The following is a 13,834-nucleotide window of genomic DNA, read 5'->3' as shown; positions in this document are numbered from 1 at the left end:
TTTGGCACCAGAGCGTGATCGGGTCGTGGCCCGATCACGCTCTTCACGGCTAACTGATTTCTTATATTTTCTATTCTTATTATTTCTGGTGATTTTAAAAATCACCTTAGTTTTAAATTTTTACATTTATAACAGTCTATTAGATTAAATGACGCTTATCCAAAAACAAAACATGACACACAAAGATGATTCTTGATTTTTATTCAGTGTCATATACTATAAGGGTAACGCTCTGAAACGACCGACGGGCCTCATACGCCCGGAAGCAGCAGAACGACAAGCCCGATTCGGAGGTAAGATATGTACGCCCAGCTCGTTGAAACTGGCAGCAAACGCCTTAAAACGAAAGAAGAGATGTCGCCCCAGGAGCGCGAATTTCAGGAAAAGGTCGACGCTGAAATCAAGATCGAAGCCAAGAACTGGATGCCTGAAGGCTATCGCAAAACCCTGGTTCGCCAGATCTCCCAGCACGCCCACTCTGAAGTCGTTGGCATGCTCCCGGAAGGCAACTGGGTTACCCGCGCGCCCACCCTTAAACGCAAGCTCCAACTGATGGCCAAGATCCAGGACGAGGCAGGGCATGGGCTGTACCTATACAGCGCTATGGAAACCCTCGGTGCTGATCGAGATGAAGAGATCGAAAAGCTGCACCAGGGGAAGGCCAAATACTCCAGCATCTTTAACTACCCAACCCTGAACTGGGCTGACATGGGTGCCGTTGGCTGGCTGGTTGATGGCGCTGCCATCGTCAATCAGGTGGTGCTTCAGCGCACATCCTACGGCCCCTACTCGCGCGCCATGGTCCGCATCTGTAAAGAAGAGAGCTTCCACCAGCGCCAGGGCTATCAGATTCTGTTGGACCTGATGCGTGAAGGTACAGACGAACAGAAGGCCATGGTGCAGGACGCGATTAACCGCCTGTGGTGGCCGTCTCTGATGATGTTCGGCCCGCACGACGATGAGTCCCCGAACTCACAGCAATCCCTGGCCTGGAAGATCAAGCGCAAGGGCAACGACGAACTCCGCCAGATGTTCATTGACCAGACCGTTCCCCAGCTCGAGTTCCTCGGGTGCACCGCGCCGGATCCGGACCTGAAGTGGAACGAAGAGACCGGCCATTACGATTTTGGCGAGATCAACTGGCAGGAATTCTACGACGTTCTCAAGGGCAACGGCCCTTGCAACCGCGAGCGCATCAACACACGCAAAAAAGCAATTGACGAGGGCAGATGGGTTCGTGAAGCGGCCGTCGCCTATGCCAAAAAACAAAAACAGCGCACACAAGCCGCTTGATACCGGAGGAATACACATGTCTGAATGGCGCCTTTATGAAGTTTTTGTACGGTCGAAGCACGGCCTGAACCACAAGCACGTGGGCAGCGTTCATGCCTCTGACGACGAGATGGCTATGGAAAACGCCCGCGAGCTCTACACACGCCGCAGCGAAGGCGTGAGCATCTGGGTTGTACCCTCGGACACCATCACAGCCTCCGCATCCGACGAGAAAGAAGTACTTTTCGACCCGGCGGAAGACAAGATTTACCGGCACGCTTCTTTTTACGAGCTGCCCGATGAAGTCGGACACATGTAAGGAGCTGTTCCAATGACACAAGCAGAAGCATTACAGGAATACCTGTTGCGCCTGGCAGATTCCGACATGATCCTGGGCCAGCGATTGTGTGAGCTGTGTGGCAAGGCCCCGGCGCTGGAAGAAGAACTGGCGCTGATGAACGTTGCCCTTGACCTCGTTGGTCAGGCCCGCAACTGGTACGAATACGCCGCAGAGTTGATTGACGATGGTAACGATGCCGACAAACTGGCGTTCCGCCGCGATGCCCATAATTACCGTAATCTGCTGCTGACCGAGCAGCCTAATGAAGATTATGCAGTCACCATGGGTCGTCAGTTCTTCTTTGACGCATGGCATTACTTGACGCTCAAGAGCTTGGTCGAATCCAGCGATGAACGCGTTGCCGGTGTTGCTGCGAAGGCATTGAAAGAAGCCACCTATCACCTGCGCCGGTCTTCGGAGTGGATCAAACGTCTGGGAGATGGTACCGAGGAAAGCCATCGCCGTATGCAGGACGCCGTGGATATCCTCTGGCGTTTCACGGGCGAACTGATTACCCCGGACGATACAGATCACGTCATGGCCAAGGCGGGCATTGGCCCAGAGCCAGACCAGCTCGCCAAAAACTGGCGCGAAATGGTCAACGAAGTGCTTACCCAAGCGACCCTGACACCGGGTGCCGATGACGCCTGGATGTACATGGGCGGCAAGCACGGCGAGCACACCGAGCACCTTGGCTTTATTCTGGCAGAAATGCAGTTCCTGCAAAGGGCCTATCCCGATGCCACAACCTGGTAACTCAGGCAACCGGTCAGCCGTCGACATTCTGATTGCCAGCGATCGGGTACCGGCAAATGCCCGCCCCGATCTGCTGACCGAGAATGACATATGGGCACTTCTCGAAGAGGTCAAGGATCCTGAGGTGCCGGCGGTAAGCGTCGTGGAGCTCGGGATTGTCCGTGCCGTGAGGTGGGATGGCAAAGAACTGTCCATTGATGTCACGCCAACCTACTCCGGCTGCCCGGCTACCGAGTTGATTGAAGAGCTGATCATCGAAGCCATGCGTGCCGCAGGCTTCCGGGCCCCGAAAATCAACCAGGTGCTGACCCCGGCCTGGACCACCGACTGGATCACAGCCGAAGGCAAAGAAAAGCTCCGGGCGTTCGGAATCGCTCCACCCGAAGGCAGCTCCAGCAAACTGAGTCTGCTGGGAGAGCCGGACATTATTGCCTGCCCTCACTGTGGCAGCACGGATACGGAACAGCTCAGTGAGTTTGGATCAACCGCCTGCAAAGCCCTTTATCGCTGCACGGAATGCCTTGAGCCCTTCGACTATTTCAAATGCATCTAGAGCCGATACGATCATGAATAAATTTTACTCGCTGACCCTCAAAGAGGTCAGACCTGAAACAAGAAACGCCGTATCACTTGCTTTTGATCTGCCTAAGGATCTGGCAGACACGTTCAACTACAAACAGGGCCAGCACCTGATTGTCAGAACGCAGCTGGATGGAGAGGAAGTGCGACGCTCCTATTCAATCTGCCGCAGTGTTAACGACCAGGAACTTCGCATTGCGGTCAAACAGGTTCCGGGCGGCCGTTTCTCCACGTTTGCCAATGAGCAGCTGAAACCCGGAGAAACACTGGAAGTCATGCCTCCCCAGGGCCATTTCTCCATTGATCTGGATCCCGAGCGGGAAGGCAACTACCTGGCGGTAGCTGCTGGCAGCGGCATTACCCCGATACTGTCGATCGTCAAAACGACTCTGGAAACCGAGCCCAAAAGCGAGGTCACCCTGTTCTACGGCAACAAGGCCACGAGTAGCACCATGTTCAGGGATGAGCTCCAGGATCTCAAAAATGAGTTCATGGCACGGCTGAATCTGGTTTACATCTTCACTCGAGAAGAGCAGGACATTGACCTGTACAACGGGCGAATTGACCACGACAAGTGCGACGCGCTGTTTGATCACTGGATAAACGCCAAGGAGCTCACCGCAGCCTTCATCTGCGGCCCTCAGCTAATGACCGAAGACGTTCGGGATTCGCTGCTCCGCCACGGTATGGACAAAAGCAGGATTCACTTCGAGCTGTTCACGCCGGCCGGTGGCACGCCCCAACCCCGCAAGGACAGAGCTCCATCCCAGGTAGATCCGAAGTCGGTGAGCGAAGTCACCGTTATTGCCGATGGCCGTACTCTGACGTTCCCACTGGTTCGTGACACCAAAAGTATCCTGGACGCCGGTAACGAAGAAGGTGCGGACCTGCCTTACTCCTGCAAAGCCGGCGTTTGCTCCACTTGCCGCGCAAAGGTTTTAGAAGGCGAAGTGGAAATGGACCAGAACTTTGCTCTGGAAGACTACGAAGTGGAAGCCGGCTATGTGCTCTCCTGCCAGTGCTACCCGATCAGCGACAAGGTAATTCTGGATTACGACGAGATGTAATTTCCAGAAGCACCACAAGCAAAACACGAGCAAGGCAAGTTCCGCTCAAACGGGGCTTGCCTTGGCAGTTCAGAAACGAATGGAGTTCCCCATGTCAGTCCTGAAAAGTTTCATTGCCGGCCAGTGGGTCGGTGACGCCGCCGCCAAGGCCCTGCCTAGCGCTATCAACGGTCAGATCGTGGCACACACTCACGACGACACCCTCGATTTCAAGAAAACCGTGGAATACGGTCGCACCGTTGGCGGCAAGAACCTGATGGCCATGGACTTCCAGGAGCGCGCTCTGGCACTCAAGGCCATGGCTCAATACCTTCAGGAACACAAAAAAGAACTCTACGCACTCTCAATGCACACCGGTTCAACCAAGGGTGACAACGGCATCGATATTGATGGCGGCTTCGGCACGCTGTTTTCCTACGCCAGCATGGGGCGCCGTGAGCTTCCTTCCGGCAACGTGGTACACGAAGGCCCGGTAACACCACTCGGCAAGAACAACCACTTTGCCGGCACCCACATCCTGGTCCCCCGGGGCGGCGTGGCTGTTCACATTGATGCCTACAACTTCCCGGTGTGGGGCATGCTGGAAAAATTCGCGCCCACCTTCCTGGCGGGCATGCCCTCCATCGTAAAGCCGGCGACGTCCACCTGCTACGTAACCGAACTGGCGGTTCGCCTGATGCAGGAATCCGGTGCCCTGCCTGAGGGAAGCCTGCAACTGATCATCGGCAGCACCGGCGACTTGTTCGAGCACCTCGAAGAACAGGACGTGGTCACCTTCACCGGATCCGCCGCCACTGCACGCAAGCTTCGAAACCACCCGAACATCATTAACCGCTCGATTCCGTTTAACGCGGAAGCCGATTCACTGAACAGCGCGATCCTCGCGCCGGACGTGACCCCCGAGCACGAAGAATTCGACATTTTTGTCAAAGAAGTCGGCCGCGAGATGACCGCCAAAGCCGGTCAGAAATGTACCGCGATCCGTCGAGTTCTGGTGCCCAGAGATCAGGTCGACGCTGTCTGCGACAAGCTGAAAGAGCGGCTGTCAAAAGTCACCGTTGGCGATCCTTCCGTGGAAGGCGTGCGGATGGGGGCGCTCGCCTCCATTGACCAGATGGAAGATGTAAAAGCCAATATCCAGGAGCTCCTCAAAACCAGTGAATTGGTGGTCGGCGGCGAGGGCAACTTCAAGCCCACCGGCGATGGTACAGAAAACGGCGCCTTCATTGAGCCTCACCTGCTGCTGTGCCGAAACCCGGAAAACGGATGCGGAGCCCATGATATTGAAGCGTTCGGCCCGGTCGCTACCGTGGTTCCTTACGACTCCATTGAGGATGCTGTCGACCTGTGTTCGAAAGGCCGCGGATCCCTGGTCACCACTTTGACCACCCGCGATCCCGCTATTGCCGGCAAAGTCGCACCACTGCTTGCCGCCTTCCACGGCCGGCTACACCTGCTGGATGCAGAAGCGGCGAAAGAATCTACGGGCCATGGTTCTCCCCTGCCCATGCTCAAGCATGGCGGTCCTGGCCGCGCCGGCGGAGGTGAAGAACTGGGTGGCATTCGCGCGGTACACCACTATCTGCAGCGCACGGCAATCCAGGGCTCTCCCAGTATGCTGGCAGCGGTAACCCGCGAGTATGTGCGAGGGGCTGATGTTATCGAAACTGAGGTTCATCCGTTCCGCCGCCACTTTGAGGATCTCCAGATCAACGAGTCCTTGCTGACTCACCGCCGTACCGTTACCGAAGCGGACATCGTCAACTTCGGCTGCCTCTCCGGCGACCATTTCTATATGCACTTCGATGAGCTTGCAGCGCGGGAGTCCCAGTTCGGCAAGCGCATTGCCCACGGCTACTTCGTACTGTCCGCTGCGGCTGGCCTGTTCGTGTCTCCGGGAGAGGGCCCGGTTCTGGCGAATTACGGCCTGGACACCCTGCGTTTTATCGAACCCGTAGCCCCTGGCGATACGATCAGGGCACGGCTAACCTGCAAGCGCAAGATTGATCAGGGTCGGACATCGCCAGACGGACACCCTCAGGGTGTGGTGGTCTGGGATGTGCAGGTTCACAACCAGAACGACGAATTGGTTGCGAGCTACGATATTCTGACACTGGTTGCAAAAAAGCCCGAGTAACCTCGGGCTCCCGGGCTTTCTCCCAACCCTTCAGGCGCCTGACCGGGTTCCACCTCAGTAACCTCACACCAGACCATCCACGGGGATGGTCTCGGTGTTCTTGATCTCCCGCAATGCGAAGTTTGAATGTACCTGGGCAATGCCCTGCAAGGTAAAGATCTTGCTGTTCAGGAATCGATCGTAACTGGCCATGTCTCGCACCACGACCCGCAGGACAAAGTCGGCACTCCCCGTTACGGCAAAGCACTGAAGCACCTCCGGGTAGCTGCTAACCTGCTGCTCGATCTCTGCCGTGCTGTCGAGGTTGTGCCTCTGCAATGAGAGATTTACCAGCACGCAAAGCCCCTGTCCGACGCGCTCAGGATCCAGCCTGGCACTGTATCCCAGGATCACGCCACTTTCCTCCAGAGTCCGAACCCGCCGCCAGCACGCGGCCGGCGACAACCCCACCTGTTCCGCCAACAACTGATTACTGATACGACCGTCCTGCTGGAGCACCGACAGGATTCTCTGGTCCAACCTATCGAGATCAACCTGTTTCATTTAGTAACACCTTATTTTTGTGAAACATCCTTTCTAACCATTGTTATAAACAAAATATTCTTTCGCAAACTATCCAGACTACTACCTAATTCGCAAGCACCTTTTGCGAACTTCCCTCTAGAATTTTGGTCATAATATCGACAATAAGGAGGACTCCATGTCCGCCGATTCCCCACAGCTTGACCAGTACAAACTCGAAGACCGCTACTTGCGGGAGGCAGGTCGGGTTTTCCTGACTGGAACGCAGGCTTTAGTCCGAATACCCCTGATGCAGGCAGCTCTGGATCGTAAACAGGGATTGAATACGGCGGGGTTGGTCAGTGGTTACCGCGGCTCCCCCCTCGGCGCTTACGATCAGGCGCTCTGGCAGGCCCAACCCCTGCTCGATGACAACCGCATCGACTTCGTCCCGGCTATTAACGAAGACCTGGCCGCCACCATCATGCTCGGCACCCAGCAGGTGGAAACTGACGATGACCGACAGGTAGATGGCGTGTTCGGCCTTTGGTACGGCAAGGGGCCTGGCGTGGATCGCGCAGGCGATGCACTGAAGCACGGTACCACCTACGGCTCGTCTCCCCATGGCGGTGTTCTGGTAGTCGCAGGTGATGACCATGGCTGCGTGTCATCCTCCATGCCCCACCAATCAGACGTGGCGTTCATGAGTTTTTTCATGCCCACCATCAACCCGGCCAACATCGCCGAGTATCTGGAATTTGGCCTATGGGGCTACGCTTTGTCCCGTTACAGTGGCTGCTGGGTGGGGTTCAAGGCGATCTCCGAGACGGTTGAAAGCGCGGCCTCCGTAGACCTGCCCCCCGAACCGGAGTTTGTAACCCCCGACGACTTCACGGCGCCCGAAAGCGGCCTTCACTATCGTTGGCCGGACCTGCCTGGCCCGCAACTGGAAACCCGGATCGAACACAAACTGGCGGCCGTGCAGGCTTTTGCACGAGCAAACCCGATTGACCGCTGCCTATACAACAATCAACAAGCCCGTTTCGGCATTGTGACCACCGGCAAGGGCCACCTGGACCTGCTAGAGGCTCTCGATCTCCTCGGGATTGATGAAGACAAAGCCAGGGGCCTGGGGCTGGATATCTATAAAATCGGCATGGTCTGGCCTCTGGAGCGCCGCGGCATTCTCAACTTCGTTCATGACAAGGAAGAAGTCCTGGTCATCGAAGAGAAGCGGGGCATCATCGAAAGCCAGATCAAAGAGTACATGTCCGAGCCGGATCGCCCTGGCGAGGTACTGATTACCGGCAAGCAGGATGAACTGGGGCGCCCGCTGATTCCCTACGTCGGTGAGCTGAGCCCGAAACTGGTTGCCGGCTTCCTGGCCGCCAGGCTTGGCCGGTTCTTCTCAGTCGACTTCAGCGAACGCATGGCTGAGATCAGCGCCATGTCCAACGCCCAGGACCCGGGTGGGGTAAAGCGGATGCCTTATTTCTGCTCCGGCTGCCCTCACAATACGTCCACGCACGTCCCCGAGGGCAGCAAGGCGCTGGCCGGCATTGGTTGCCACTTCATGGCGTCGTGGATGGGCCGGAACACAGAGTCGCTGATCCAAATGGGCGGCGAGGGGGTCAACTGGATCGGCAAGAGCCGTTACATCGGCAATCCCCATGTGTTTCAGAACCTTGGCGAGGGCACCTATTTCCATTCGGGCTCCATGGCTATCCGCCAGGCAGTAGCAGCCGGAATCAACATTACCTACAAGATCCTGTTCAATGACGCTGTCGCCATGACTGGCGGCCAACCGGTGGATGGCCAGATCACCGTTCCCATGATTGCCCAGCAGGTGGCATCCGAAGGCGTTCGCCGGGTCGTGGTGCTCAGCGATGAACCCGAAAAGTACGAAGGGCATGAGAACCAGTTTCCGAACGACGTCACTTTCCACGACCGCTCCGAACTGGATGAGGTCCAACGGGAACTGAGGGATATTCCAGGCTGTACCGTGCTGATCTACGATCAGACCTGTGCCGCCGAAAAGCGCCGGCGTCGCAAGCGCAATCAGTTCCCGGACCCGGCAAAGCGGGCGTTCATCAACCACCACGTTTGTGAAGGTTGTGGCGATTGCTCGGTACAGTCCAACTGCCTGTCGGTTGTGCCACGTAAAACCGAACTGGGCCGAAAGCGCAAGATTGACCAGTCCTCCTGCAACAAGGACTTCTCATGCGTCAATGGCTTTTGCCCCAGCTTTGTCACCATTGAAGGTGGGCAACTGCGCAAGTCCCGAGGCATGGACACCGGCCTGGTGCTAACCACCAAGCTGGCAGCAACCCCAAAGCCAAACCTGCCGGAAATGACCGGCTCTTACGACCTTCTCGTTGGCGGTGTTGGTGGTACGGGCGTCGTCACCGTGGGCCAACTGATCACCATGGCTGCACACCTGGAATCCCGGGGCGCCTCGGTACTGGACTTCATGGGTTTTGCCCAGAAGGGAGGCGCGGTACTGAGCTACGTGCGCCTGGCGCCATCCCCCGACAAGCTGCATCAGGTTCGGATCAGCAATGGTCAGGCCGATGCGGTTATTGCCTGCGATCTGGTGGTGGCCTCCTCCCAGAAGGCCCTCAGTGTACTGAGGCCAAACCACACCCGGATTGTTGCCAACGAAGCGGAACTGCCCACCGCCGATTATGTGCTCTTCCGCGATGCCGACATGAAGGCCGACAAACGGCTGGGGCTGCTCCGGGATGCCGTTGGCGAGGACCATTTTGATCAGCTTGATGCCAATGGCATCGCCGACAAGCTGTTCGGGGACACCGTATTTTCCAACGTCATGGTGCTTGGTTTTGCCTGGCAGAAAGGGTTGCTGCCCTTGTCTGAAGCCGCCTTGATGAAAGCCATCGAGCTCAACGGTGTTGCCATTGATCGCAACAAGGAAGCCTTCGGCTGGGGCCGCGTGGCGGCGGTTGATCTGAGCGCGTTAACAGACCTGTTGGACACCGGCAGCGCGAAGGTTGCGGCCGTCAAGTCAGAGCCGACCCTTGATGAGCTGATCGAGACCCGTCACGGCCACCTGGTCGACTACCAGAACCGGCGCTGGGCCGATCAGTACCGGGCCAGCGTTACCGACGTCCACAAGGCCGAGGAAGCCTTGGGGCAGACGAACCTGCTCCTGACCCGGGCCGTGGCGCAACAGCTTTATCGCGTCATGGCCTACAAGGACGAGTATGAAGTGGCTCGACTGTATGCAGAAACAGATTTCATGAAAGAGGTCAGGGAAACCTTCGAAGGTGATTTCAAGGTTCACTTCCACCTCGCCCCGCCACTGCTCAACAAGGAAACCGATGCACAGGGCCGCCCGAAAAAACGCCGGTTTGGCCCCTGGATGTTCCGGGCCTTCCGGCTACTGGCGAAATTCCGCGGCCTGCGTGGAACCGTGGTGGATCCGTTCAGCTATTCGGCAGACCGGAAGCTGGATCGTTCAATGCTGAAGGACTATCAGACCCTCGTCGCCCGCATTGGCCGGGAGCTCAACGCCAGTAACTACGAAACCTTCCTGCAACTGGCGGAACTGCCAGCCGACGTTCGGGGCTACGGGCCTGTACGGGAGCAGGCGGCAGAAGCCATCCGTGAAAAACAGACCCAACTTATCAAGGCGCTCGACACTGGCCGCCCTACCCTCATCCGTACCCAGCAGGCCGACCCGGAGGCGAATCATGTTTGAAGCCCTGAATCCCCTGCCACAGGACCCGATCCTGCAACTGATGCAGCAATTCCGGGAGGACACCCGACCGGAAAAGGTGGACCTGGGTATTGGTGTTTACAAGGATGACGCCGGCAACACTCCCATCATGGCTGCCGTGAACGAAGCGGAACGGCGACTGCTGGAAGGAGAGACCACCAAGAGCTATGTCGGGCCCGCAGGGTCTGCCGGCTTCAACAACGCCATGGCAGCGCTGATCCTGGGGGACAACAGCCCTCTGATCAGGGATGGCCGGATATCCGTTGTCCAGACCCCGGGCGGCTGTGGTGCCCTTCGCATGGCGGCGGAATTTCTGCGCCTGTGTGAAACGTATACCACCGTATGGGTGAGCACTCCAACCTGGGCCAATCACCTTCCCCTGCTAGGGGGAGCGGGCCTGACCATCCGCGAATATTCGTACCTCAATCCGAAAACGCTGGAGGTAGACTTCACCAGCATGCAGGAAACCCTTGAAACCGCCGAGGCGGGAGATGTGGTGCTACTTCATGGCTGCTGCCATAACCCGTCAGGCGCGGATCTGAGCCTGGAGCAATGGAAAGAAGTCACCAGCCTGATTCAGCGCAAGGGTCTGCTGCCACTCGTGGACATGGCCTATCAGGGCCTTGGTGAAGGCCTCGAGGCTGATGCGGCAGGTGTGAGGCATTTGGCAGCTGCCGTGCCGGAAATGATGATTGCTGCGTCCTGCTCCAAGAACTTTGGTCTATATCGCGAACGCACGGGAGCCCTGGCACTGATCTCTGGTACGGCATCCGTCAACTCGGCGGCAACGAGTCAGTTGCTTGGCATCATCCGCTCTCATTACTCCATGCCACCGGCCCATGGCGCAGCCATCGTGGAAACCATTCTGGGGGATGACGGCTTGCGAGCCCAATGGCAGGACGAACTGGATGGCATGTGCAAGCGCATACTGCACCTGCGCCATGCCTTTGCTGACACATTAGCCCCGGTGGGAGACTTCCGTTTCATTGCCCGTCAGAGAGGTATGTTTTCGTTCCTCGGGATCAGCCTGGAACAGGTCGCCCGGTTACGAACGGAGCATGGTATCTATCTGCTCGACAGCAGCCGCGTCAACGTAGCAGGGCTGAACGATCGAGTCCTGCCAAGGGTGGCAGACGCAATTAACGACGTCCTCCAATAAGCCATCCGTCCCTCAATCAGACCAGCAACGTTCATCCGACAAAAACAACTACCCGGAGACCACAATGAGTCAGAGTACCCAATCACACCAGCAGGCCAACAACCTCTGGTCTTCAAGGATGGCCTTCATCCTGGCAGCCGCCGGTTCAGCCGTTGGCCTCGGAAACATCTGGAAGTTTCCCTACATTACCGGAGAGAACGGCGGCGGCGCGTTCGTTCTTATCTACCTGGCCTGCATTTTCCTCATTGGAATACCGGTATTAATCGCTGAAACCATGATCGGCCGCCGGGGTGGCCAAAGCCCCGTAGCCACCATGCGCACCCTTACCCAAACCGAGGGAGCGTCCCGGGGCTGGAGAGTGATCGGCTGGAACGGCGTTATTGCCTCATTCCTGGTGCTGTCGTTCTATGCCGTCATTGGTGGATGGGCGCTGGTTTACATTGGTAAGGCCGCTTCCGGACTGTTTACCGGTGCAGATGCCGAGACCATAGGTGGTCAGTTCGGCGGACTACTCGCAAATCCCTGGGAGCTGTTGTTGTGGCACTCGGTATTCATGGCCATTGTCGTGGTTATCGTTGGCCGCGGTATTCGCTCAGGGCTCGAGAAGGCCGTAAACATGCTGATGCCGCTGCTGTTCCTGCTGTTGGTTGTCATGGTGATCTATGCCATGAACAGTGGCAGCTTCGGCCGGGCAGTAAGTTTCATGTTCTCTCCCGATTTCAGCAAGCTGAGCACGGCCGGCGTTCTTACCGCTCTGGGGCATGCTGCTTTTACTCTCAGTATCGGGATCGGCGTGCTTATGGCCTATGGCTCGTACCTGCCAAAGGACGTCAATATTGCCAGAACGGCGATGACCATTGCCGTTCTGGATACCAGTGTGGCGTTGCTTGCAGGACTTGCCATCTTTCCCCTGGTGTTTGCCAACGGTCTGGAACCCGGAACCGGCCCCGGCCTGATCTTCGTGACCCTGCCATTGGCGTTCGGCCAGATGAGCGGCGGTGCTCTCTTTGGCACCCTCTTCTTCGCCCTTCTGCTGGTGGCCGCCATTACGTCTGCTATCTCCATGCTGGAGCCGGTGGTGGAATGGCTGGAAGAACACAAAGGAGTCAGCCGGGCAAAGAGTGCACTTGGTGGCGGGCTGGCGATCTGGTTTATCGGAATCGGTACAGTGCTGTCGTTCAACGTATGGGAAGATCTACATCCGCTGGGCTTCATCGCGTTCTTTGAGGGCAAAACGGTGTTTGACCTGCTCGACTTCCTGGTCTCCAATCTGATGATGCCCCTGGGCGGACTAACAATTGCTCTGTTCGCAGGTTGGGCCATGAAGCGGCAAGGGCTGGCAGCGGATATCGGCCTGCAAGGTGGAGCCTACAGGGCCTTTATGCTGGTGCTCCGGTATCTGACGCCCGCTGGCATCACGGTGGTGTTCCTTTACAATCTCATCTGACGGCCCCAAAAAGATTCACTGAGGGTGAACCGCCAAAGCCTCGCCTCCGTGCGGGGCTTTTTCGTGGCCGCTTTCACAGCGGCCGGAAAATATTACATTCCCAGGTACGCCTCACGCACTTTCTCGTTGCTGAGCAGTTCCTGGCCGGTTCCCTCGATCACCACCTTTCCGGTCTCCAATACATAGCCACGGTCGGCCAGTGCCAATGCCTGAGACGCATTCTGTTCGACCAGGAAAATGGTAATGCCCTCGTCTTTGAGCTCTTTAACGATGTTGAAAATCTCTTCGATGATCAACGGTGCAAGACCCATGCTGGGCTCGTCCAGAAGCAGCAGTCTTGGCTTGGCCATCAGTGCCCGCCCCATGGCAAGCATCTGTTGTTGGCCACCGGAAAGCTCACCGGCCAGGTTATGGCGTTTCTGGCGAAGGATAGGGAACTTGGTGTACATGCGCTCCAGGTCATCCGTTACCTCGGGGGTCTTTCCACGGGTATAGGCTCCCAGAAGAAGGTTGTCATGGACACTGAGGTCCTTGAAAACCTGGCGGCCCTCAGGCACCTGCACGATGCCAGCAGCCACCCGCTGGTCCGATGCGATCTTCGCGAGGTCCTTGCCTTCAAAGGAAACAGCGCCCCGGTCAGTAGGCTGCAGCCCGGAGATAGTCATCAGGAGGGTTGATTTGCCGGCACCATTAGCACCGACAAGCGATACGATCTCACCACTATTGATGTGGATATCCACATCATGCAGCACCTCGATCTGGCCATAAGATGTTACCAGCCCTCGGATAGACAGCATCTCCTGACTGGACTGTTCACTGCTTGGCTGGGCAGGCGCCATT

The 13,834-nt window shown here is 57.2% G+C and carries 11 protein-coding genes; 9 read left to right on the top strand and 2 right to left on the bottom strand.

The window, feature by feature from the left end; genetic code table 11:
• Positions 1 to 300: 300 nt before the first annotated feature.
• The 6 genes from paaA (at position 301) to paaZ (ending at position 6,151) form a co-directional block, all read left to right on the top strand.
• Entirely contained in the window at positions 301 to 1,293 is a 993-nt protein-coding gene (paaA, locus tag ACTRWH_RS14775) for a 1,2-phenylacetyl-CoA epoxidase subunit PaaA (protein WP_007155011.1), read from the top strand.
• Positions 1,294 to 1,309: 16 nt separating this feature from the next.
• The gene (paaB, locus tag ACTRWH_RS14770; RefSeq protein ID WP_085681551.1) at positions 1,310 to 1,591 is read left to right on the top strand and encodes a 1,2-phenylacetyl-CoA epoxidase subunit PaaB; all 282 of its coding nucleotides are present in this window, start codon (positions 1,310 to 1,312) and stop codon (positions 1,589 to 1,591) included.
• 12 nt (positions 1,592 to 1,603) lie between these two features.
• On the top strand, positions 1,604 to 2,368 hold the full coding sequence (paaC, locus tag ACTRWH_RS14765) for a 1,2-phenylacetyl-CoA epoxidase subunit PaaC (protein ID WP_075194923.1): 765 nt from the start codon (positions 1,604 to 1,606) through the stop codon (positions 2,366 to 2,368).
• Positions 2,352 to 2,921 (top strand): 1,2-phenylacetyl-CoA epoxidase subunit PaaD, encoded by a 570-nt coding sequence (gene paaD / locus ACTRWH_RS14760; protein ID WP_075194922.1) that lies wholly within the window; start codon positions 2,352 to 2,354, stop codon positions 2,919 to 2,921. Before paaC ends, paaD begins: the two co-directional genes overlap by 17 nt.
• A 13-nt stretch (positions 2,922 to 2,934) precedes the next feature.
• A complete protein-coding gene (gene paaE, locus ACTRWH_RS14755; RefSeq protein ID WP_075194921.1) occupies positions 2,935 to 4,014 on the top strand; it encodes a 1,2-phenylacetyl-CoA epoxidase subunit PaaE in 1,080 nt (359 codons plus the stop codon).
• Between the two features lie 91 nt (positions 4,015 to 4,105).
• On the top strand, positions 4,106 to 6,151 hold the full coding sequence (gene paaZ, locus ACTRWH_RS14750; RefSeq protein ID WP_462826541.1) for a phenylacetic acid degradation bifunctional protein PaaZ: 2,046 nt from the start codon (positions 4,106 to 4,108) through the stop codon (positions 6,149 to 6,151).
• A gap of 63 nt (positions 6,152 to 6,214) precedes the next feature.
• Here paaZ and ACTRWH_RS14745 read toward each other — a convergent pair whose 3' ends face one another.
• A complete protein-coding gene (locus tag ACTRWH_RS14745) occupies positions 6,215 to 6,694 on the bottom strand; it encodes an Lrp/AsnC family transcriptional regulator (RefSeq protein ID WP_075194919.1) in 480 nt (159 codons plus the stop codon).
• Between the two features lie 157 nt (positions 6,695 to 6,851).
• Here ACTRWH_RS14745 and ACTRWH_RS14740 point away from each other — a divergent pair, with 157 nt between their 5' ends.
• The 3 genes from ACTRWH_RS14740 (at position 6,852) to ACTRWH_RS14730 (ending at position 12,994) form a co-directional block, all read left to right on the top strand.
• The gene (locus tag ACTRWH_RS14740; RefSeq protein ID WP_462826540.1) at positions 6,852 to 10,370 is read left to right on the top strand and encodes an indolepyruvate ferredoxin oxidoreductase family protein; all 3,519 of its coding nucleotides are present in this window, start codon (positions 6,852 to 6,854) and stop codon (positions 10,368 to 10,370) included.
• Positions 10,363 to 11,547: an aromatic amino acid transaminase gene (locus ACTRWH_RS14735; protein WP_462826539.1), complete on the top strand. Its 1,185-nt coding sequence runs from the start codon at positions 10,363 to 10,365 to the stop codon at positions 11,545 to 11,547. The genes ACTRWH_RS14740 and ACTRWH_RS14735 overlap by 8 nt, the downstream gene beginning before the upstream one ends.
• Positions 11,548 to 11,611: 64 nt before the next feature.
• Positions 11,612 to 12,994: a sodium-dependent transporter gene (locus ACTRWH_RS14730; RefSeq protein WP_462826538.1), complete on the top strand. Its 1,383-nt coding sequence runs from the start codon at positions 11,612 to 11,614 to the stop codon at positions 12,992 to 12,994.
• A gap of 92 nt (positions 12,995 to 13,086) precedes the next feature.
• Here the strand turns inward: ACTRWH_RS14730 and ACTRWH_RS14725 are convergent, their stop codons facing one another.
• A complete protein-coding gene (locus tag ACTRWH_RS14725) occupies positions 13,087 to 13,791 on the bottom strand; it encodes an ATP-binding cassette domain-containing protein (protein ID WP_462826555.1) in 705 nt (234 codons plus the stop codon).
• Positions 13,792 to 13,834: the final 43 nt, after the last annotated feature.

The sequence above is a fragment of the Marinobacter sp. G5_S1_61_S3 genome (assembly GCF_054968585.1).
This window is presented reverse-complemented; position numbering and strand designations above follow the sequence as displayed.